At 72.3% G+C, this 22,416-nt stretch carries 16 protein-coding genes; 15 read left to right on the top strand and 1 reads right to left on the bottom strand.

The genetic code is table 11. The annotated features are described in order from the left end of the window. Positions 1-397: 397 nt before the first annotated feature. The 5 genes from steA (at position 398) to OG948_RS09440 (ending at position 6,631) form a co-directional block, all read left to right on the top strand. Positions 398-1,573: a putative cytokinetic ring protein SteA gene (gene steA, locus OG948_RS09460; protein WP_406295418.1), complete on the top strand. Its 1,176-nt coding sequence runs from the start codon at positions 398-400 to the stop codon at positions 1,571-1,573. Continuing rightward, complete coding sequence (locus OG948_RS09455) at positions 1,570-2,712, top strand: copper transporter (protein ID WP_406295416.1); 1,143 nt, start codon at positions 1,570-1,572, stop codon at positions 2,710-2,712. The genes steA and OG948_RS09455 overlap by 4 nt, the downstream gene beginning before the upstream one ends. Next, positions 2,709-3,656, top strand: a complete 948-nt coding sequence (locus OG948_RS09450) for a hypothetical protein (protein ID WP_406295415.1) — start codon at positions 2,709-2,711, stop codon at positions 3,654-3,656. Before OG948_RS09455 ends, OG948_RS09450 begins: the two co-directional genes overlap by 4 nt. Before the next feature lie 70 nt (positions 3,657-3,726). After that, a complete protein-coding gene (gene murJ, locus OG948_RS09445; RefSeq protein WP_406295414.1) occupies positions 3,727-5,514 on the top strand; it encodes a murein biosynthesis integral membrane protein MurJ in 1,788 nt (595 codons plus the stop codon). Further along, positions 5,498-6,631 (top strand): glycosyltransferase family 4 protein, encoded by a 1,134-nt coding sequence (locus OG948_RS09440; protein WP_406295412.1) that lies wholly within the window; start codon positions 5,498-5,500, stop codon positions 6,629-6,631. Before murJ ends, OG948_RS09440 begins: the two co-directional genes overlap by 17 nt. A gap of 550 nt (positions 6,632-7,181) precedes the next feature. On the opposite strand, the gene OG948_RS09435 is transcribed toward OG948_RS09440, so the two are convergent. After that, entirely contained in the window at positions 7,182-9,005 is a 1,824-nt protein-coding gene (locus tag OG948_RS09435) for a glycoside hydrolase family 15 protein (protein WP_406295410.1), read from the bottom strand. Positions 9,006-9,712: 707 nt separating this feature from the next. On the opposite strand from OG948_RS09435, the gene OG948_RS09430 reads away from it, so the two are divergent. From OG948_RS09430 to OG948_RS09385, 10 genes are all read left to right on the top strand, one after another. Continuing rightward, positions 9,713-11,389, top strand: a complete 1,677-nt coding sequence (locus OG948_RS09430) for a CTP synthase (protein ID WP_406300213.1) — start codon at positions 9,713-9,715, stop codon at positions 11,387-11,389. Between the two features lie 451 nt (positions 11,390-11,840). After that, positions 11,841-12,482 (top strand): NUDIX domain-containing protein, encoded by a 642-nt coding sequence (locus OG948_RS09425; protein ID WP_406295408.1) that lies wholly within the window; start codon positions 11,841-11,843, stop codon positions 12,480-12,482. 175 nt (positions 12,483-12,657) lie between these two features. Further along, on the top strand, positions 12,658-14,778 hold the full coding sequence (locus tag OG948_RS09420; protein ID WP_406295407.1) for a tetratricopeptide repeat protein: 2,121 nt from the start codon (positions 12,658-12,660) through the stop codon (positions 14,776-14,778). A 200-nt stretch (positions 14,779-14,978) separates the two neighbouring features. After that, a complete protein-coding gene (gene ald / locus OG948_RS09415) occupies positions 14,979-16,094 on the top strand; it encodes an alanine dehydrogenase (protein WP_406295406.1) in 1,116 nt (371 codons plus the stop codon). A gap of 395 nt (positions 16,095-16,489) precedes the next feature. Beyond that, positions 16,490-17,389, top strand: a complete 900-nt coding sequence (locus OG948_RS09410; RefSeq protein WP_406295404.1) for a tyrosine recombinase — start codon at positions 16,490-16,492, stop codon at positions 17,387-17,389. Positions 17,390-17,743: 354 nt separating this feature from the next. Then, the gene (locus OG948_RS09405) at positions 17,744-18,718 is read left to right on the top strand and encodes a ParA family protein (RefSeq protein ID WP_020555592.1); all 975 of its coding nucleotides are present in this window, start codon (positions 17,744-17,746) and stop codon (positions 18,716-18,718) included. Further along, on the top strand, positions 18,703-19,269 hold the full coding sequence (locus OG948_RS09400; RefSeq protein ID WP_406295402.1) for a hypothetical protein: 567 nt from the start codon (positions 18,703-18,705) through the stop codon (positions 19,267-19,269). Before OG948_RS09405 ends, OG948_RS09400 begins: the two co-directional genes overlap by 16 nt. A 132-nt stretch (positions 19,270-19,401) precedes the next feature. Then, positions 19,402-20,436, top strand: a complete 1,035-nt coding sequence (locus OG948_RS09395; RefSeq protein ID WP_406295401.1) for a segregation and condensation protein A — start codon at positions 19,402-19,404, stop codon at positions 20,434-20,436. Continuing rightward, positions 20,433-21,206, top strand: coding sequence for an SMC-Scp complex subunit ScpB (gene scpB, locus OG948_RS09390; protein ID WP_406295399.1), 774 nt, complete (start codon positions 20,433-20,435; stop codon positions 21,204-21,206). The genes OG948_RS09395 and scpB overlap by 4 nt, the downstream gene beginning before the upstream one ends. Next, positions 21,206-22,192, top strand: a complete 987-nt coding sequence (locus OG948_RS09385) for a pseudouridine synthase (RefSeq protein ID WP_391586915.1) — start codon at positions 21,206-21,208, stop codon at positions 22,190-22,192. Before scpB ends, OG948_RS09385 begins: the two co-directional genes overlap by 1 nt. The last annotated feature ends 224 nt before the right edge of the window (positions 22,193-22,416 follow it).

Here is a 22,416-nt window from a genome sequence, read left to right as displayed (position 1 = left end):
GGCCGAGTACCCGAGCCACGCGGGCACGGGTGCGGCCGCGTCTCGGTGGGCCGGGTGGGACATGTCCCACCCGGCCCACCGTTGCATGCGGAGTGTGGGGTTTCACGGGCGCCGACGCGGCCTGCCGCGGCCCTGCGGCCCCACGTGGTGTGCGCCGCTCCACCGGCATCGTGTAACAGCCGCGCTTCGGTTTCACCCCTCCTCGCACCCCCGACCCGCCCCCACTTCGGCCCCGCCCCCACGACCCGGCCGCGCCCCCACCCCCGGGCTGCTGCGAATTCGGGCGCCTCTCGGCGCGTCGGCGCCCACGACTTCATCGTCGACCGGTGATCGACGAGCGAGCGAGCAGAGCGGCCGGAGGCCGCCGCCAAAAACTGTGCATGGCAGGATTGCGCCGGTGAGGATTCCCGCGCTTCGTCGTCGACGGCATACCGAGGACACCGGCTCGTTCGCCCGGGTCGATCGGCGTACCAAGGACCTCACCAAGCGCCTCCGGCCCGGAGACGTCGCGATCATCAATCACGGCGACCTCGACCGCGTCGCCGCCGAGGCGCTGGTCAAGTGCCGGCCGGCCGCCGTGGTCAACGCCGCCGAAAGCATCAGCGGGCGCTACCCCAACATCGGGCCGCAACTGCTCGTGGAGGCCGGCGTACCGCTCCTCGACGCCGTCGGCGGGAGTGTGCTCGACCGGATCCGCGAGGGTGAGCTGGTCCGGGTCGAGGACAACGTCCTCTACCGCGGCGACGACCCGATCGCCGTCGGCACCCTGCTCGACGCGGAATCGGTCGCGGCCGCGATGGAGGAGGCCCGCGCCGGGCTGTCCGAGCAGATCGAGGCGTTCGCCGAGAACACCCTCAAGTACATCCGCGAGGAGCGCGAACTGCTCCTCGACGGCGTCGGCGTCCCCGAGATCCGGACCCGGATCGACGGCCGTCAGGTGCTCATCGTGGTCCGCGGCTACCACTACCGCGAGGACATCGCCGCGCTGCGGCCGTACATCCGGGAGTACCGCCCGGTGATGATCGGCGTCGACGGCGGTGCGGACGCGCTGCTCCAGGCCGGCTACAAGCCGGACATGATCGTCGGCGACATGGACTCCGTGTCCGACCAGGCGCTGCGCTGCGGCGCGGAGATCATCGTGCACGCGTACCGCGACGGGCGCGCCCCCGGGATGGAACGCCTCGACGAGCTCGGCGTGGACGGGATCGCCTTCCCCGCCACCGGGACCAGCGAGGACATCGCGATGCTGCTCGCCGACGACGGCGGCGCGAGCCTGATCGTCGCGGTCGGTACGCACCTCACGCTCGTCGAGTTCCTGGACAAGGGCCGGGCCGGCATGGCGAGCACCTTCCTCACGCGGCTGCGGGTCGGCGGCAAGCTCGTGGACGCCAAGGGCGTCAGCCGTCTGTACCGCAGCCGCATCTCCACGACATCGCTGCTCATGCTGTGCCTCGCCGCGCTGGTCACCATCGCGGTCACCGTGCGGGTCACCCCGCTCGGTCGCGCGTACTTCCACGTGTTCGGGGCGCAGTGGGACGCCTTCGTCTACTGGCTCCAGGGACTGTTCAGTTGATCGACTTCAGATACCACGTCGTCTCCATCATCGCGGTCTTCCTGGCCCTGTCGGTCGGGCTGGTGCTCGGCGCGTCCTTCCTCAAGGAGGCGGCCGTCTCCGGGCTCGACACGCAGGTCCAGGACCTGGCCCGGAACAACGAAGGCTTGCGTCGTGAACTCGATCGGGCGAACGCCGGTACGAGGTACCTGAACGGCATCATGAACACCGTCGGGCCCGAGCTGACCAAGGGCCGGCTCGCCGGGCACAAGGCGGTCGTGGTCGCGCTGCCCGGCGCGGACACCAAGCTGACCGACAGCATGGTCAAGCTGCTCGACGGCGCCTCCGCGACGGTCACCGGCCAGGTGGCGGTCAAGGGCGCCTGGACCGACCCCAAGCGCGAGAGCGACCTGGTCACCGCCCTGGGCGCCAACGCGGCGGCCTTCCCGACCGGGTCGGCGACCGATCGGGCCGCGCGCGTGCTCGCGGGCGCGATCACCGAGAAGTTGCCGCCGGTGCAGACCGGTACGCCCGGCTCGCCGCCGGCGTCGACCCAGCCGCCCGCGAGCGGCTCGACGCCGGGCGCGCCCGAGTCGGGCGCGCCGGCGACCGGAGCCGGGACCACCTCCGCGCCGCCGAGCGGCCAGACCCCGGGCCAGGGCACGACCAACCAGAACAACGGCACCACCAATCAGAACAACGGCACCACCACCCCCGCCACGCACAACACGCAGGCCGCGACCGAGACGCTGACCAAGCTCAAGGACGCCGGCTTCGTGGACGTCAAGGACAACCCCGCCACCGGCGCCGACCTGGTCGTGGTCGTCGCGCCCTCGGGCGCCACCGGCGGGGACGATCCGGGCCGGATCAACAACATTCATCTTTCGCTCGCTCGCGCCCTGGACAGCGGCGACGGCGGTACGGTCATGGCCGGCACCGCGTCCGCCGCGCAGGAGAACGGCGTGATCTGGGCGCTGCGCCGTAACGATCAAACCGCCAAGGCCGTTTCCACCGTGGACACCGCCGACACGCCCGTGGGTCAGGTCGCGGTCGTGTGGTCCCTGGTGGTCGAGGACAAGCAGGGCAGTTCGGGTCAATACGGGACGACGGGCACTACCGACGGTCCGTTGCCGGAACTGCCGAAGAAGGAGACGCCGTGACGAAGGCCGCCGCCGCCCCGGCTGGTGCCACCGCTCGTGTAGCCGGCCGTGCCGCGGCCCCCGGCGACGCCCGTCGGGGCCGGCCGGGTCGGCTGGTGACGGCGCTGGCCGCGACCGGTGCGGCCCGGGCCGCGTACGCCGCGCTGACCCGCCGCCCGCCGGGCGAGGCCGCGCTGTGGGAGCGGCGCAACCACCGGGGCGAGGTGCTGACCCTGCTCGAAGGGCCCGCGACGGCGGTCGGTACGGCCGTCGCCGCCGCGTGCGCCCCGGGGGTGCCCGGTCGGTGGCGCGCGGCCGGCGTGCTGGCGGCGGTCGCGGGTGCCGGGTTCGGGACCTACGACGACATGGCCGGGTCGAGCGATCGGCGCGGGTTCAAGGGCCACCTCGGCGCGCTCGCCAAGGGCGAGGTGACCAGCGGGGGCCTCAAGATCGTCGGACTCGGCGCGGCCGGTCTCGCGGCCGGCGCGCTCGTGCAGCGGCGGCCGGTGGACAAGCTGCTCGCGGGCGTGGTGGTCGCCGGTACGGCCAACCTGATCAACCTGTTCGACCTGCGCCCGGGCCGCGCGGCCAAGGCGGTCCTGATCGCGGGCACGCCGCGACTGCTCCGCGGCGGCCCGGCGGCGGCCCTCGCGGCGGCGCCGGTGGGCGCGGCGGCGGCGCTGCTGCCCGAGGACCTCGGCGAGAAGTCGATGCTCGGCGACGCGGGCGCGAACGTGCTGGGCGCGGCCCTGGGCGTGGCCTTCGCCGCCGGTTCCTCGCGCAAGGGCCTGCTGGCCAAGGCGCTCGTGCTCACCGCGCTCACCGCGGCCAGCGAGAAGGTCAGCTTCACCAAGGTCATCGCCGGCAACCGGCCGCTGAACACGATCGACATGCTCGGCCGCCGTCCGGCCGCCGCTCCGGCGCCCCGACAGCCGGCCGCCGAGGGAGCCACCGCACCGGCATGACCGGCAACGATCGATGGCCCGCGGGCACGCGAGGGGGCGTGTCCGAGAGCGGCACGGGAATGGTCGGCAGGTGAGCGACACCCGAGGCGCCTGCCCGCCGTCGGATGGCCGCGGAGGCGACGGCTCGCCCACCGAGGGCGAAGTCGACGCCATCGCCCCTGACGCCGGAACCGACGCGATCGCCCCGGACACCGAACCCGCCCCCGCCGGTGCCACCCGCTCGCGCGCCGTCGTGCGTGGTCTCGCCGGGGCCGCCGCGTTGATGGCCGTGGTCACCGTGTTCGCCCGACTGGCCGGGTTCGGGCGGCAGTTGGTCTTCTCCGGGACGGTCGGCGACACCGTCCTGGGCACCGTGTACAGCACGGTCAACTCGGTGCCCAACATCGTCTTCGAGGTCGTGGCCGGCGGGGCGCTGGCGAGCGTGGTCGTGCCGGTGCTGGCCGGACCGGTGGCCAAGGGCGCGCGCGAGGACGCCGGGCGGATCGCGTCCGCGCTGCTGACCTGGGTCGTCCTGGTGCTGACCCCGATCGTGCTGCTCGGCGCGCTGCTCGCCCGCCCGATCGCCGAACTGCTGTTGGCCGGGAAGGCGGACGGGCCCGGTGTCGCGGACGTCGCCTCCCGGATGTTGCTCGTGTTCCTGCCGCAGGTGCCGCTGTACGGGATCGCCGTGGTCGCCGGCGGCATCCTCCAGGCGCACCACCGATTCCTGGCCGGCACGCTCGCGCCGCTGGTGTCCAGCCTGGTGGTGGCCGGCAGCTATCTGCTCTTCGCGAGCCGCTACGACGTCGACCTCGACAACCTCGCCGAACTGCCGCGCGGCGCCGAACTGACGCTGTCGCTGGGCACCACCGCGGGCGTGCTGGCGCTCGCGCTGGTCACCGTCGTACCGCTGCGCGCGACCGGCCTGCGGCTGCGTCCCACGCTGCGCTTCCCGGACGGCGTGGCCCGCCGGGTGCGCACCCTCGCGCTGGCCGGCGTCGCGACGCTGATCGCCCAGCAGGCCGCGACGATCGCGGTGATCCTGCTCGCCAACGGGCGCGGTACGCACGGATCCCTGGTCGTCTACCAGACCACCTGGATGGTCTACCTGCTCCCGTACGCGGTCCTCGCGGTGCCGATCGCCACCGCCGCCTTCCCGCGGCTGAGCGCCCACGCGCACGACGGCGACCGGGACGCGTTCGCGGACGCCGTCGCCGCGACCACCCGCACCGTGCTCCTGGTCGGCGCGCTCGGCACCGCGCTGCTGCTGGCCGCCGCCGCGCCGCTCGGCCGGTTCTTCGCGCTGTTCATGGCCGGCTCCACCGAGCCCGAGCCGATGGCCTGGGCGCTGGCCGCGTTCGCGCCCGGCCTGCTCGGGTACGCGCTGATCGCGCACCTGGGCCGCGCGCTGAACGCCTCCGGCCACGGCCGCGCCGCCGCGGGTTGTGTGGTGGCCGGCTGGTGCGTGGTCGTGCTCGCCGACGTCGCGCTCGCCTTCGCGCTGCCCGAGCGCTGGACGGTGGCCGCGCTCGGTCTGGGCAACTCGATCGGGATGAGCGCGGCCGGCGTGTTGCTGGCCTACGCCGTGGCCCGCACGGCCGGCCCGCGGGCGATGGCGGGCGCGTCGATGGCCGGGACGGCGGCCGGCACGGTGGTGGCCGCGGTCACCGCCGGCGCGGCCGGATTCGGCGTGTCGCGCCTATTCGGGACGGGCGGCATCGTCTTCACGTTGATCATCGCGGCGGTTGCCGCCATCGTGGGCACCCTGGTGTTCGCGGGAGTCGTTTCCGTGACCGTCGGCGAGGCTGTCAAAGCCGCGTTGCGCGGGCGGCGGACGGCCGAATCGGAAGGGGAGCAGCGACGTGGACACGACGACTGAGTCGCGAGAGCGCACCGAGCCGGCCCGGCTGCGGGCCGTCCTGGTCCTGGCCACGTCCACCGGCGGCATCGGCGCGCACGTGCGCTCGCTGGCCGCCGGCCTGGTCGGGCGTGGGGTCGCGGTGACCGTGTGCGGCCCGGCCGCGACCGATGAGCACTTCGACTTCACGGGCGCCGGCGCGCGATTTCGCCCGGTCGAGATCGGGTCCGGGCCCCGGCCCACCGATCGGGCGGCGCTGCGCGAACTGCGCGCGGCCTGCGCCCCGGCGCATGTGGTGCACGCGCACGGGCTGCGTGCGGGGATGGCGGCGGGCAACGCGCTCGGCCGACATCGGGTACGACGCAGGCCGCTGGTGCTGACCCTGCACAACGCGGTCCTGGTCGGCGGCGCGAAGGGCGCGCTGACCCGGGTGCTGGAGGGGCGCGCGGTACGGGCGGCCGACGTCGTACTGGGCGCCTCGACCGACCTGGTCGACCGGGCCAGGCAACTCGGCGCGCGGGATGCCCGGCTGGGACCCGTGTCGGCGCCGCCGCTGCCGCCGGCCGAGCGGGATCGGGCGGCGGTCCGGGCCGAATTCGCGGCCGGCGACCGGCCGCTGCTGGTCGCGGTGGGCAGGTTGGCCCCGCAGAAGGACTACCCGGTGCTTCTGGACGCCGCGCGGCAGTGGCTGGATGACGAGCCGACCCCGCTGCTCGTGATCGCCGGAGACGGGCCGCTGCGGGAATCGCTCCAGGACCGGATCGACGCCGAGTCGCTGTCGGTCCGCCTGCTCGGCCACCGCGCCGACGTGGCCGACCTGCTCGGCGCGGCCGACCTCGCGGTCCTGCCCAGCCGCTGGGAGGCCCGCGCGCTGGTCGCCCAGGAGGCCCTGCGCACCGGCGTCGCGCTGGTCGCCACGCAGGTCGGCGGCATCCCCGAACTCGTCGGCGACGCGGCGGTGTTGGTGCCGGCCGGAGAGCCGGACGAGCTCGCCGCCGCGGTCCGCGGCCTGCTCGCCGACCCGACCCGGCGCGCCGAACTCGTCGAGGCGGGCCGAGCCCAGGCGGCGACCTGGCCCGACGAACGCGAGACCATCGCCCAGGTGCTGAGCATCTACGAGGAACTGGGCCCGGTGTAGCCCGCGATCACCTCGCCGGCCCGCGACCATCGCACCGGGGCCGCGGCCCCGCACCGATCGCCGTACCGGCGCCGCGGCGCACCGGGGACGGGTCGCCGGTCACGGCCCCGGTGCCGTGACCGGCGCAGTCCGCCCGCCCGCGCCCGTCCGCCCGCTCAGCCGATCCCCTGTCGATCCGGCTCCGACGCGAAGCGGCGGCCGGCCGCGTCGGGGTGGGTGCGCTCGACCGCGTCGCGCACCAGGGATCGTTGCCGGACCAACTCCGGGCAGCGGCACGGAGGATGATCTCCGGCAGGTCGCCGGGCCCCGGGGGATGAGCGCGCGTCGCCGCCGCCCCCGGGGCAGGAACGGCAACGACGAGACGGGCGACGAGCCGGTCGGCTCGTCGCCCGTCGCCGCGGTCGTGGAACGTTCGCGGGTCACGGTGTCCGGAGGTACCACCCGGAATCGATGCGCACACCTGCACGGAGTGCCCACGGACCCGCCCGGGCCGCTCGCTTTTGCCTTCGCGACCCGCCTTCGCGTCTTGCCTGTCCCCGCGCCCGCGTGCTCAGTCCTGGTCGGTCGCCGGCTCGGCGCGCATCGTCGCGGTCAGGCGCAGGGCCGTGTCGATCAGTGGCACGTGGCTGAACGCCTGGGGGAAGTTGCCGACCTGGCGCTGGAGCCGGGGGTCCCACTCCTCGGCGAGCAGGCCCAGGTCGTTGCGCAGCGCGAGCAGGCGCTCGAACAGCTCGCGGGCCTCCTCCACCCGGCCGATCATCGCCAGGTCGTCGGCCAGCCAGAACGAGCAGGCCAGGAACGCGCCTTCGTCGCCGGGCAGACCGTCCAGGCCGACGCTGGTGCCGTTGGTCGGGTAGCGGCGCACGAAGCCGTCCTCGGTCAGCTCGCGCTGGATCGCCTCGATCGTGCCGATCACCCGCTTGTCCTCCGGTGGCAGGAAGCCCACCTGCGGGATCAGCAGCAGCGACGCGTCCAGCTCGGTCGAGCCGTAGTACTGGGTGAAGGTGTTGCGGTCCACGTCGTACCCGTAGGCGCACACCTCGCGGTGGATCTCCTCGCGCACACCCCGCAGGTGCTCGAGCATCTTCTCGGTGTCCGAGGCCATCGGCTCGTCCACGAGCATCCGGATCGTGCGGTCCACCGCGACCCAGGCCATCACCTTGGAGTGCACGAAGTGCCGGCGCGGCCCGCGCACCTCCCAGATGCCCTCGTCCGGGTCGCGCCAGTGCTGCTCCATGTAGTCCATCAGCTTGAGCTGGAGCGCGTGCGCGTGGTCGTTGCCCTCCATGCCGGAGACCCGGCCCAGGTGCAGCGCGTCGACCACCTCGCCGTAGACGTCGAGCTGGAACTGCTCGGCGGCGGCGTTGCCGATCCGGACCGGGTGCGAGCCCTCGTAGCCCGGCAGCCAGGTCGCCTCGTACTCGGTCAGCCGGCGCTCGCCGCCCACGCCGTACATGATCTGCAGGTTCTCCGGGTCGCCCGCGACCGCCCGCAGCAGCCACTCGCGCCACGCCTTGGCCTCGTCCACGAAACCGGTCTTCAGCAGCGCGCCCAGCGTCATCGCCGCGTCCCGCAGCCACGTGTAGCGGTAGTCCCAGTTGCGCACCCCGCCCACGTCCTCGGGCAGCGACGTGGTCGGCGCCGCGACGATCCCGCCGGTCGGCGCGTACGTGAGCGCCTTGAGCGTGATCAGCGAGCGCACCACCGGCTCGCGCCACGGTCCCCGGTAGGTACAGCGGGTCATCCAGTCGGTCCAGAACCTCTCGGTGTCCGCCAGCGCCGCGAGCGCGTCGGTGGGCAGCGGGCCCTCGACGTGCGAGGGATGCCACGTGAGGGTGAAGGTGACCCGGTCGCCCTCGCCGAGGGTGACGTCCGAATAGGTGGTCAGACCCCGCCCGTAGGTCTCGGTGTCACTGGCGAACCACACCGCGTCGGGGCCGGCCACCGCGACGGTGCGCCCGTCCGCCTCGCGCCGCACCCAGGGCACGACCTTGCCGTAGTGGAACCGCATGCGCAGTTCCGAGCGGACCGGCACGCGGCCCGACACGCCCTCCACGATCCGCACCACGACGGGCGCGCCGACCAGCGCGTCCGCCGGAGGCATGAAATCGATCACCCGAATGGTCCCCCGCGGGGTCTCCCATTCCGATTCGAGGATCAGCGAGTCGCCGCGATACCGCCGGCGTGTCGCGGGCCCGCCGGAGAGCGGGGCGACCCGCCACGAACCGTGTTCCTCGGTGCCGAGCAGGCCGGCGAACACGGCGGGCGAATCGAAGCGGGGGAGGCAGAGCCAATCCATGGAACCGTCGCGGCCCACGAGAGCGGCGGTCTGCATGTCCCCGATGAGGGCGTAGTCCTCGATGCGGCTGGTCACGGGCAACGCTTTCCGTTCCTGGTCGTCCTGATGATGCCGGTCGTCCTGGTTGTGCGTATTGCGAGTCGGTCGGCGCGTGCTGCGTCCCGGCTCGTACTGCGCGCGGCGGGGGTCCGGCGGAATGTGGTGCGGAGAACCGCGTTGTGCTGCGTTCGGTGATGTGGAGAACCGTGTTGTGCTGCGCTTGTGCTTACCGCGTCGCCGACCGGCATGTTCTGATCAGCGGTTGATCGATTCATTCCAGAGTGCACCACGCGCGCGTGATCGACCGCCGAAACGGTGGTCGGATCGACCGGTACTCCCGAAATGTCGTCCCGTCGGGATCCGGGGGACGTCACCCGTCGCGCGCGTGAGGTTCCGCTGCGCGCGGGCGACGGCGAGCGGAGAAACGCTCGCGCGCCGTCTGCGTAGCATAGTGCGCCGTCGGCGCTGAAACGTGCCTGCGAGCGCCGACCCGATCGTTGACTCTGTGTCGAATCCGACTCGGCCGATCCGTCGGCATGTGCCCGGATTCTCCCGTGCGTTGTCACTCTGGGCAATCGCCGTATGGTGTCGCAGTTGTTCCGCACCGGGTGCGGGACCTCGACGCCCGACGCTGTTAGGCTGGTATCCCGTGGACTTGGTGGGACTGTTCCGGGCCCGCATCGGCCCAGCAGCGTCCCCTTCGAAATCCCCTCGATCGCAACCACGGGAGCCCCTCCTTGGCAGTGCCTCAGACGCCCAGTCGCACCCGGCAGGCGAAGCACCTTTTCGTCACCGGAGGCGTCGCCTCCTCGCTCGGCAAGGGGCTCACCGCGTCGAGCCTCGGAGCGCTCCTCAAGGCGCGCGGCCTGCGGGTCACGATGCAAAAGCTCGACCCCTACCTGAACGTCGACCCCGGGACGATGAACCCGTTCCAGCACGGCGAGGTGTTCGTCACCAACGACGGCGCCGAGACCGACCTGGACGTCGGCCACTACGAGCGCTTCCTCGACGTCGACCTGCACGGCTCCGCCAACGTGACGACCGGCCAGGTCTACTCGACGGTCATCGCCAAGGAGCGCCGCGGCGAGTACCTCGGTGACACCGTGCAGGTCATCCCGCACATCACCAACGAGATCAAGTCGCGGATCCGGGCCATGGCCGCGGACGACGTGGACATCGTGATCACCGAGGTCGGCGGCACCGTCGGCGACATCGAGTCGCTGCCCTTCCTCGAGTCGATCCGCCAGGTCCGGCACGAGGTCGGCCGGGACAACGTCTTCTTCCTGCACGTCTCGCTGCTGCCCTACATCGGCCCGTCGGGGGAGCTGAAGACCAAGCCGACCCAGCACTCGGTCGCCGCGCTGCGCAGCATCGGCATCCAGCCGGACGCGATCGTGCTGCGCGCGGACCGGGCCGTACCGCAGGACATCAAGCGCAAGATCTCGCTGATGTGCGACGTGGACGAGGAAGCCGTGGTCGCGGCCATCGACGCCCCCTCGATCTACGACATCCCCAAGGTCCTGCACTCCGAGGGCCTGGACGCGTACGTGGTGCGCCGGCTCGGGCTCAACTTCCGGGACGTGGACTGGACCCAGTGGGACGACCTGCTGCGCCGGGTGCACCAGCCCGAGCGCGAGGTCACCGTCGCGTTGGTGGGCAAGTACATCGACCTGCCCGACGCCTACCTCTCGGTCACCGAGGCGATCCGCGCGGGCGGCTTCGCGAACAACGTGCGCACCAAGATCAAGTGGGTGACGTCGGACAACACCGCGACACCCGAGGGCGCCGCGCGCGAACTCGGCGACTGCGACGCGGTGCTGGTCCCCGGCGGGTTCGGCGACCGGGGCGTCGAGGGCAAGGTGCAGGCGATCGCGTACGCGCGCGAGCACCGGATCCCGACCCTGGGCATCTGTCTGGGCCTGCAGTGCATGGTGATCGAGGCCGCGCGCAACCTGGCCGGCCTGGACGGCGCGAACTCGCTCGAGTTCGACCCCGAGGCCGCGCACCCGGTGGTGGCGACCATGGCCGACCAACTCGACATCGTCGCGGGCCAGGGCGACCTGGGCGGCACGATGCGACTGGGCCTGTACACCGCGGACCTGGCCGAGGGCTCGATCGCCCGCGAGGTCTACGGCGCGCCCCAGTCCGAGGAGCGCCACCGGCACCGCTACGAGGTCAACAACGCCTACCGCGCCAGGTTGGAGGAGACCGGCCTGACCTTCTCCGGCCTCTCGCCCGACGGCCGGCTGGTGGAGTACGTGGAACTGCCGCGCGAGCAGCACCCGTACTTCATCGCCACCCAGGCCCACCCCGAGCTCAAGTCCCGCCCGACCCGCCCGCACCCGCTCTTCGCGGGCCTGGTCGCGGCGGCGGTACGGCGGATCAAGGGCGAGGACCGGGTCGCGGAGACCACTTCCTGAACACCCGGCGGTGCCGTGACCGGGAACCGGTGCGCGCCGCCGGTCGCGGCAATGGCGCCTGACCGGCGATCCGGCCCGATCGACAACCCCGAGAAGCCACCCGCCCCGATACCCGGGGCGGGTGGCTTCTCCGCCGGTGGCCTCCGACGCCGGGTCGCCGGTGGACGGGCGCGACGGACCGCGGGCCGGGGGCGCTCGGCGTGGCCGGGAGCGGCCCCGGGCCCTGTCCGGCGGATCCCGGTGCGTCCGCGCCGCCCGGCACCGCGCCTCGCCGCACCGGAGAAGCGGCCGAATGCAACCACTGTGCGGCTGCTTCTCCGGCACGCCGACGCACGCCGACGCACGGCACCGGACGACCCGGCCCGATCCACCAGGATCCGCCGGACAGGGCCTAGGCTGGCCGATCGGGACGGCGGTATCCGGCCGGCGGCAGCTTGAAGGGGAGCGCATCGTGAACGACCCGGGCACTCGGGCGAGGATCGTCGATACCGCCGAGGCGTGGCCCGTCGCGGAGAGCGAGACACCGTTCAAGGGACGGGTCTGGTCGATGCGCAGTGATGTGGTCGAGATGCCGGACGGGAGCAGCGCGCGACGCGACTACCTGGACCATCCCGGGGCGGTGGGCGTGGTGGCGCTGGACGAGCACGGGCGGCTGCTGGTGCTGCGCCAGTATCGGCACCCGGTGCGGCACAAGTTGTGGGAGATTCCGGCGGGGCTGCTGGACGTGCCGGGGGAGAACCCGCTGCACGCGGCCGAGCGCGAGCTGTTCGAGGAGGCCCATCACGAGGCCGCCACATGGAACGTGCTGGTGGACGTCTTCACCACACCCGGCTCCTCGGATGAGGCGATCCGGGTGTTCCTCGCGCGCGGGTTGTCCGAGTCTCGGGCCGAGCGGTTCGCCGCCGAGCACGAGGAGGTCGGGATGGAACTCTCCTGGCTTCCGCTGGACGAGGCGATCGCCGGGATTCTGGCGGGTGAACTGCACAACCCGATGCTGGTTTCCGGAGCCCTGGCGCTCTCGGCGGCGTTGGCCGGCGACGGGCTGGACGCGCTTCGGGCGGCGGACGCGCCCTGGCCCGCTCGGCCCTTTTGACGCGCCGCGGTCGCCGCCGGGGCGGGCTCGGGATTTCACGCCCACCGGCACACCCTTCGCGTCGGGGTCGAAAGGCTGCGGAATTAGCGCCGCGGGGTTGGCGAGTCGGGCCCTGCGGACCGGTGCGTGGTCGTAATCTGCGGGCTGGGTGTGGGTGAGACAGGGGGCGTCTGCGGTGGCTGTGACCGGGGAGTCCGGGGTCGGGTGCGCGACGGCCGAGGCGCTGGTTCCCGGAATGCGCGCGCCGGTCGAGGCGTTGCCCGCGATCGTGGACCAACTGCCGCCCGGAGGCCCCGACTTCGTCGGCCGCACCGAGGAACTCGACACCCTCTACGGCTGGGTCACCGGTCCCGGCGCGGCGATTCCGGCCCAGTTGGCGCCGACCGACCCCGAGCACCCGGGCACCACTCGCACGGTCTGGCTGCCCCGGGACCGGGTGGTCGCGATCACCGGACCGGTCGGCGTGGGCCGGACGGAGTTCGCGGTACGACTGGCCCATCGCCTCGCGCCGCATTTCCCGGACGGTCGGCTCTACGCTCGCCTCACCGGGCCGCGCGGTGAGCTGATCCCGCCCGGCGACGTGCTCGAATCACTGCTGTACGCGCTCGGCACGGTCGGCATCCCCTCCGCGCACGAGGAGCGGATCCGGCTCTTTCGCGAGCACCTGGACGGCAAACGTTTCCTGATCCTGCTCGAGGACGTGACCGGGACGGCGCAACTGCGCCCGCTGCTCCCGGAGAGTCCCACCGCGCTCGTGGTGCTCACCTCGGTGTCCCCGCTGACCGGGCTCGGCCGGGCCGCCGCGGTGCGCACATGCGCGCTGGACATGCTGGACACCCGCGCCTCGGCCGAACTGCTCGGCAACCTGGCCGGGCACACCCGGGTCGCGTGCGATCCGCGCGCGGCGGACGAGTTGGCCGCGCTGTGCGACTTCCACCCGGCCGCGCTGCGGATGGCGGGTGCCTGGTTGCGGGCCCGGCCGCGGTACGCGATGGCCGACGTCGGACGCCGGCTGCGGGCCGAGCGGTTGCGGTTGCACGAGCAGGCCGGCGACGACCTCGCGGTGCGCGCGTGCTTCTCGCTGATCCACCGCGAACTGGTGCCCTCCGCCGCGCGGCTGTTGCGGCTGCTCGCGCTGGTGCCCGGGCGCGAGTTCGGCGCGGACGCCGCCGCCGCGCTCGCCGACTGCGGCCCCGACGCGGCGACTCGCTCGCTGATCGAGCTGCGCGAGCTGCATCTGCTGGAGCAGGGCTCGGTGCCGGGGCGGTTCCGCTTTCACGACCTGGTGCGCGGTTATGTACAGGAGCGCCTGGACGCGGAGGAGCGGCCCGGCGAGCGGCGCAACGCGCGGGTGCGCCTGCTCGACCGGTACGTACGGCTGGCCCGCTCGGCCGAGCGGGTCATCGTCGGCGTGGACGGCCCCGACCCGGGCGCCGACGTGCGCTTCGCGTCGGCCGACGAGGCGCGTGCCTGGCTGCGCGACGAGCGGCCGGAGCTGCTGGCCGCCGCCCGGGTCGCCGCGGCGGCCGGCCTGGACGCGGCCACCCGCCGACTGGTCTCGGTGCTCACCCGCCTGCTCGACCGGCGCGCGCACTGGAGCGACGTGCGCGAACTGCACGAACTCGCGCTGACCACCGCACGCCGGGCCGGCTCCGGTCGGCAGGAGGCGGTCGCCCTGCTCAACCTGGGCAACCTGCACGTCGCGCGCCAGGAACTGGAGGAGGCGCTGTCCTGCTACCGGGCGGCCCTGGAGGTGTCCCGCGGACTGGGCGATCCGGCGGGCGAGGGCCGCGCGATGGTCAATCTCGGCAACGCCTACGCCGATCTGGGCGACCTGCAACGCGCCGCGGACTGGTACGACCGCTCGTTGTTGTTGCGCCGCACCATCGGCGACGCGGCCGGCCAGGCCCGGGTGTTGTCCCACCTGGGCCGGCTGCACGCGCGGATGGGCCGGTTCGAACAGTCCGTCCGCGATCACCGGGCGGCCCTCGGGGTGCGCCGCCGGATCGGCGACCCCGCCGACATCGGCCGGGTGCTCACCGACATCGCGGCGGTGCTCGGCGAGGCGGGCCGGGTCTCCGAAGGGCTCGCGGTCTACCGGGACGCGATGGAGGCGTTCCGGGCGGCGGGCGACGAGCGCCTGGAGGCCCTCGCCCTGTTGCAGAGCGCCGAACTGGCGCTCGAGGCCGGCGACGTCCGGGACGCCCGATCGCGCCGCCGGCAGGCATTGGCCCTGCTCGTGGACGCGGGCGCGCCCGAGGCAGACGAGGTTCGTCGCCATCTGGGTGACGAATAGCCGCCTCGCGGGTACCGGCTCCGGTCCATCCTCCCGGGCGCAACCTACGAAATAGACAAGCGGTCGGCCCCTCACTGCCACTTTGTAAGGTTGGCGGGGCGTTCCAACCGCACTAAGCTAGGGACACCACGAGGTAAGGCGTGCATTCGCATGCCTGGGCTCGCTGGTGCCCAACCCTCTGTCGACAGGACTTGATAGCCGTGAAGGTCGGTATCCCCCGCGAGGTCAAGAACCACGAGTACCGCGTGGCGATCACGCCCGCCGGCGTGCACGAGCTCGTGCGCAACGGTCACGAGGTCTACATCGAGCACGATGCGGGCGTCGGCTCGTCCATCCCGAACGAGGAGTACGTGGCCGCGGGGGCGACCATCCTCGCGACCGCGGACGACGTCTGGGCGACCGGTGACCTCATTCTGAAGGTCAAGGAGCCGATCGCCTCGGAGTTCGGTCGGCTGCGCAAGGACCAGACGTTGTTCACCTACCTGCACCTCGCCGCGGGTAAGGAGTGCACCGAGGCCCTGCTCAGCGCCGGCACCACGTCCATCGCGTACGAGACGGTGCAGTTGCCGAACGGCGGGCTGCCGCTGCTCGCCCCGATGTCCGAGGTGGCCGGTCGGCTCGCGCCGCAGGTCGGCTCGTACCACCTGATGGCGCAGGGCGGCGGTCGCGGCACCCTGATGGGTGGCGTCTCCGGTGTCTACGCCGCGAAGGTCGTCGTGATCGGCGCCGGTGTCTCGGGCATGAACGCGGCGGCGATCGCGCTCGGCATGCAGGCCGAGGTGCTTCTGCTGGACCGGAACATCCAGGCGCTGCGCGACGCGGACCGGATCTACCAGGGCCACCTGCAGACCGTCGCGTCCAACACGTACGAGATCGAGAAGGCCGTGCTGGACGCGGACCTGGTCATCGGCGCGGTGCTGATCCCGGGCGCGAAGGCCCCGAAGCTGATCACCAACGAGCTGGTGTCGCGGATGAAGCCGGGCTCGGTGCTCGTGGACATCGCGATCGACCAGGGTGGTTGCTTCGAGGACTCGCACGCCACGACGCACGACGACCCGGTGTACAAGGTGCACAACTCGATCTTCTACTGCGTCGCGAACATGCCGGGTGCGGTGCCGCACACCTCGACCTACGCGCTGACGAACGCGACGCTGCCGTACATCGTGCAGCTCGCGAACCGCGGGTGGCGGGATGCGGCGAAGGCGGATCGGGCGCTCGCGCTTGGTCTGTCGACGCACGAGGGTCTGCTCACGAACGCTGCGGTCGGCGAGGCGCTGGGCCTGCCGGCTGTGTCGTTGGAAGACGTGCTGGGCTGACGCCTGGCTTTTTGGCCTCAAACGCCGGCCGGGCTGGATTGGCCTCAAACGCCGGCCGGGCTGAAGTTGGCCTGGGCTACTTGTCCTCAAGCGCCGGACGGGCTGGAGTTTGCTTGCCCGGTGCTGGGGGTGGCGGTCTCGTTTGTCCTCAGGCGCCGGACGGGCTGGGTTTTGCTCGCCTGGGGCTTGGGGGTGGCGGTCTCGTTTGTCCTCGGGTGCCGGGCGGGCTGGAGTTTGCTCGCCCGGTGTGAGGGCGGCGGGCTTGTTTGTCCTCGGGTGTCGGATGGGCCGGGTTGGCTTGTTCGGTGTGTGAGGTTTTGTAAGGCATTGCGTGCCGTGCACCCCCAAAGATGTGGGTGTACGGCATGTGGTGTTTCGGGGGTCAGAATGAGGGCGTGGATGTAGTGGTCGGGGCCTATCTGGCCCATGTGACGGGTGAGTGTGGGGTGGCGCGGAACACGCTGCTCGCCTATCGACGGGATTTGCGGCGTTACCTCTCCTATCTGGATGGGCGCGGGGTGGGTGCGCTCGCGCAGGTGCGGGCCGCGGACGTGACCGCGTTCGTCGCGGCGTTGCGGACCGCGGGGTCGGCCGAGGCGTCGGTGGTCCGGGCCGTGGTCGCGGTGCGCGGATTGCACCGGTTCGCGTTGCGCGAGGGGTTGGTCCCGGTCGACGTGGCGCACGACGTGCGTCCGGGCGCGCCGCCGCCGCGGCGCACCGGCGCGCTGTCGGTCGAGCAGGTCGAGGCGTTGCTCGCCGCCGCCTCGGAGGGTGCCGCGCCGTACGGGCACCGCGACCGCGCCCTGCTCGAACTCCTGTACGGCACCGGCGCGCGCGTCTCGGAGGCGGTCGGCGCGGATCTGCACGATCTGGACCTGGTCGCGCGGACCATCACCCTGGTCGGTCCCGGCGGCCGACGTCGTGTGGTGCCGCTCGGCGCGCTGGCCATGGAGGCGCTCGACACGTACTTGGTGCGCGCGCGTCCCGAACTCGCCGCCGCCGGGCGCGGCCTCACCGCCGTCTTTCTCAACGCGCGAGGCGGCGGATTGTCACGGCAGAGCGGCTGGGCCGTGCTCCGGACCGCCGCCGCGCGGGCGTCGTTGACCGACCCCATCTCCCCGCACACGCTGCGGCGTTCGTTCGCCACACATTTGCTCGACGGTGGGGCCGATGTCCGGGTCGTCCAGGAACTCCTGGGTCATTCCTCGGTGTCCACGACCCGGGTCTACGGGCGCGAAACCCCCGACGGACGTCGTCATGTGTACGCAGGATCCCACCCTCGGGCGCTTGACTAGATCGCCTCACATGTTGCATGCGTCGGGCGCTTCGCCTTGCTGCGACCGTCCGCAACGCCATAGAGTCGCGATCCGTCGGCAAGGATTCAGGCTGACGAAGCAAGAAATGACCTGGTCGGCAAGGAGGTAAGACGACTTGTGAACGAGTCGACATTTGCTCCCGGGGGTGCCCAGCCAGGGGCGGCGCCGGGCCGTGCAGCGCCGACTACCTCTTCCTACGGGCCCGCCGACGGCCTGCAGGACCAGCAGGGGACGCGCACGGACAGCGCCGCCCAGGCGGGCCAGACCGCCCCGGCCGGCCAGGCCGGGCAAGACGGGCTCGATGGTCCGGACGCGCACGAGTACGCCTACGATATGTACTACTACGACGACGAGTTGCGCTACGCCGAGGAACTGCGTGGCGGACCGTTCGACCCCGACGCGGACTACGAACCGGATCCGGAGTACGCCGCGACACTCGCCCCCGACGCCGCCACGCAGCGGCGCGAGCGGGTCGGCCCGACCGGCCGCGCCCTTCCGTACTTCCCGATCCCGGCGCCCGTGAGCGAACACGGACCCGCGAAGATCATCGCGATGTGCAACCAGAAGGGCGGCGTCGGCAAGACCACGTCGACCATCAACCTGGGTGCCGCGCTGGCCGAATACGGTCGTCGGGTCCTGCTCGTGGACTTCGACCCCCAGGGCGCGCTGTCGGTGGGCCTGGGCGTCAACCCCATGGAGCTCGAACTCACGGTCTACAACCTGCTGATGGAAAGTCACCTCAGCGCGGACGACGTCCTGCTGAAGACCATCATCCCGGGCATGGACCTGCTGCCCAGCAACATCGACTTGTCGGCGGCGGAGGTGCAACTGGTCACCGAGGTGGCCCGTGAGACCACGCTCTCGCGCGCGATCCGGCCGCTGGTCAACGACTACGACTACATCATCATCGACTGCCAGCCCTCGCTCGGGCTGCTCACGGTCAACGCCCTCACCGCGGCGAACAGCGTCATCGTGCCGCTGGAATGCGAGTTCTTCGCACTGCGCGGAGTGGCGCTGCTGACCGAGACGATCGAGAAGGTGCACGAGCGGCTCAACCCCGACCTCGTGCTCGACGGCATCCTGGCGACGATGTACGACGTGCGCACCGTGCACGGCCGCGAGGTATTGGCCCGGGTCACCGAGGCGTTCGGCGACCAGGTCTTCCACACGGTGATCGGACGGACCGTCAGGTTCCCCGAGACCACCGTCGCGGGCGAACCGATCACCACCTACGCCTCCAACTCGGTGGGCGCGGCCGCCTATCGCCAACTGGCCAGGGAGGTGCTCGCCCGGTGTCGCGCCGAGTGAGTCTCCCGGGTGCCGACGAGCTGTTCCGGACCACCGGCGGCGCCATGCTGAGGCAACAGCAGCAGCAGCAGAGCGCCGGCGGGGAATCGGGAGAGCCGCGTGGCACCGTACCCGCGCAGGTTCCGCCGGTCGGGGCCAGTCCCGACAGCGCCGAGCGACACGAGTCGTCCGGCGCGGACGGCGGCTCCGGCGAGGTCGAACAGCACGCCGTGCAACACCCCGTGCCCGGCCGCCGTGAGGCGCCCACACCGTCGGGGGCGTCCTCGATGTCCGCCGCCGCGGGTGTCGACCCCAACGCGCGCCCGGCACACCGGCGCACCCGTGCGCAGCGCCGACCGAGCGGGCGCGAGCGACACGACGAGAAGATCACGGTCTACGTGTCCGCCGAGGAACTGATGGACCTCGAGCACGCGCGCCTCAGCCTGCGCGGCGACTACGGCCTGGCCGTGGACCGCGGTCGGATAGTGCGTGAGGCCGTCGCGGTGGTCCTGGCCGACCTGGAGGCGCGCGGCGAGGCGAGCATTCTCGTCCGCCGGCTGCGTGGCTCTTAAGCGACATTCGAGCGAACCCCGCTTCGCGAAGTCTCGACGGACCCGCCGGTCCCCTGAGTGGCCCAATTCGGACCACCACCCGGCGGGTCCGTGCCGTTTCCCGCAGTCGCGGCCCGCACCATTGAGCGCACCATGTCCAACAACAACGGTCCCGCCCCCACCCGACGCACGCTCGGGCGCGGCCCGGACCGGCCCGCCGTACCGGCCGAACAGGCCGTGCGGGCCGAGCCCGCCGCCGAGGCCGCACGCGCCGGCCGGGCCGGGCCCGGCGCGCCCGTCGGGTCGGGGTCCGCGCCGCGACCCGAACCGCCGGTCGTCCCCGAGCCCGCCGCACCGCCGCCCGCGCCGGACGACGACACCGGATTCCGGGTCAACCTGGCCAACTTCGAGGGTCCGTTCGACCTGCTCCTGGGCTTGATCGCCAAGCACAAGCTGGACGTCACCGAGGTCGCGCTGTCCCGGGTCACCGACGAGTTCATCGCGCACATCCGGGCCCAGGGCCCGGACTGGGACCTGGGCCAGGCCACCGAGTTCCTGTTGATCGCGGCGACCCTGCTGGACCTGAAGGCGGCCCGGCTGCTGCCGGTCGCCGAGGTCGAGGACGAGGAGGACCTGGCCCTGCTGGAGGCCCGGGACATACTGTTCGCGCGGCTGCTCCAGTACCGGGCGTACAAGCAGATCGCGGGCATCCTGGAGCACCGCTGGGCCGAGGAGTCGCGCCGTCATCCGCGCGACGTGCCGCTGGAGCCGCGGTATCAGGGGTTGCTGCCCGAGGTGGTGATCACCACCTCGCTCGAGCGGTTCGCCCGGCTGGCGGCGAAGGCGATGACGCCCAAGGCGCCCAGGATCGTGTCGATCGAACACATCCACGTCCAGCGGGTGAGCGTGCGCGAGCAGGCGGCGATAGTGGTCGAGCGGCTGCGCCGGACCGGCAGCGCGACGTTCGCCGAACTGACCGAGGACGCGCCGGACACGCTGCACGTGGTCGCCCGGTTCCTGGTCCTGCTCGAACTCTTTCGCGAACTGGCGGTCGGGTTCGACCAGGTCGAGGCGCTGGGCGAGCTGACCGTGCGGTGGACGGCGGGCACGGACGAGGCGGTGGTGGTCGGGGACGGGTTCGACGAGTTCGACACGGTGTTGCGCGAGGGCGAGGAGGAGGACGCGTGAGCGGCGACCAGGGGTATTGGACCGAGCCCGAGGACGAGGCGCCGGAGGCGGCCGTACCCGCCCCGCGGGCCGCGCGCGGCAAGACCCCGCCGCCCGCCCTCCCGGTGTCGGACAGCCCGCTTCCGGCGGCGCTGGAGGCCATCCTGATGGTGGTCCAGGAGCCGGTCTCCGAACACCTGCTCGCCGAGGTGCTCGATCGCCCGGTCGTCGAGGTGCTCGCCACGCTGCGCACGTTGTCCCTGGAGTACACCGCCCAGGGCCGCGGCTTCGACCTGCGCGAAGTGGCCGGCGGCTGGCGGTTCTACAGCCGCCCCGAGCACGCCGCCGCCGTCGAGCGCTTCGTCCTGGACGGGCAGCAGTCCAGGCTGACCCAGGCCGCCCTGGAGACGCTCGCCGTGGTCGCCTACCGCCAGCCGGTCGGCCGTGGCCGGATCTCCTCGGTACGCGGCGTCAACTGCGACGGCGTGATGCGCACGCTGCTCGCGCGCGGCCTGGTGGAGGAGTACGGCGTCGAATACGAGACCCAGGCCACGCTGTACCGCACCACCGAGTTCTTCCTGGAGCGGATGGGCCTGCGCTCGCTCGACGAGTTGCCGGAATTGGCCCCTTTCCTGCCCGAGATCGAGGCCTTGGAGGCGGAGGGCGAGGGGGCCCTGGACGGCTTCCCGGTACGCGCGGCGTCCCCGCTTGCGCGGAGCGGGGATACTGGGAGGGATACCGGGGCGGTGCACACCGACCCCGACGACGGCGAGACGACAACGGAAGTTTGATGGCACCCACCAACAGGCAAGGCTCCGGCGGCAACGACCGAGGCAACGAACGCTCGGTGAACAAGCGCGGGGGCACCGGGCGCGGCAGCAACACTCCGCAGCCCCGCCGGGTCGCCGACGACAATCGTCGAGGCGGCGCGGGTGGGCAGCCGAAGTCCGGCGCGGCGGGTGGCAAGGACCGCCGCCCGTCGGCGAGCACCGGTCGCCCGGACCGCCGTCCCACCACGATGCGCTCCACCGAGCGCAACGAGCGCGAGAAGCAGGAGGGCGTCCGCCTCCAGAAGGTGATGGCGGACGCGGGCATCGGCAGCCGCCGGCACTGCGAGAACCTGATCGAGGCCGGCCGGGTCCAGGTCAACGACGAGCGGGTCACCGAACAGGGCAAGCGGGTGGACCCGGACACGGTGGAGATCAAGGTCGACGGGATGCGCATCCCGACCCGCCCGGCGGAGACCTACATCGCGTTCAACAAGCCGACCGGCGTGGTGTCCACCATGTTCGACCCGGACGGCCGGTTCACCATCGCCGACTACATCACCGAGTTCGAGCAGCGCCTGTTCCACGTCGGCCGGCTGGACACCGAGACCGAGGGTCTGATCCTGCTCACCAACCACGGTGAGCTGTCCAACCGCCTGACCCACCCCCGGTACGAGGTGCGCAAGACCTACCTCGCCTCGATCCAGGGCCCGATCCCGCGCGACCTGGGCAAGAAGCTCAAGGCCGGGGTCGAACTGGAGGACGGCGTCGCGCGCGCCGACAGCTTCCGGATCGTGGACAGCGTCGGGAACAACTTCCTGGTCGAGGTGGTGCTGCACGAGGGCCGCAAGCACATCGTCCGGCGCATGCTGGCCGAACTGGGCTTCCCGGTCGAGCGCCTGGTGCGCACGCAGTTCGGTCCGATCCAGCTGGGCGACCAGAAGCCGGGCCGCACCCGCCGGTTGTCCAACGACGAGATCGGCCTGCTCTTCCGCCAGGTCGACCTGTAGTCGAGGGTCCGCCGCATCTCGGTGCCGGCGGCCAACTGCCTTGACGGCCGCGGTGGTTCCACTTTCGAGTGGAACCACCGCGGCCGTTGTCCGTATCTGCTCGATTCGGTTCCGCCGGCCTGCTCGATGGTGCATCGTGGAAGCCCGCACGGGGGTGTACGGGTGTTGGCCGAATAACGGTTCGGAACCGAGCGTGTGCCAGTGATCGCGATCGGTGCCCGTTA

It is taken from the genome of Embleya sp. NBC_00888, from assembly GCF_045207655.1.
Taxonomy (GTDB): domain Bacteria; phylum Actinomycetota; class Actinomycetes; order Streptomycetales; family Streptomycetaceae; genus Embleya.
The sequence above is the reverse complement of the archived record's forward strand: the minus strand, read 5'-3'. Positions and strand labels throughout refer to the sequence as shown.

Bases quoted from the DNA above. Each gene is read 5' to 3' on its own strand.
- OG948_RS09405 (WP_020555592.1), top strand. From the start codon at position 17,744: ATGTACTACTACGACGACGAGTTGCGCTACGCCGAGGAACTGCGTGGC.
- OG948_RS09395 (WP_406295401.1), top strand. From the start codon at position 19,402: ATGTCCAACAACAACGGTCCCGCCCCCACCCGACGCACGCTCGGGCGC.
- OG948_RS09385 (WP_391586915.1), top strand. From the start codon at position 21,206: ATGGCACCCACCAACAGGCAAGGCTCCGGCGGCAACGACCGAGGCAAC.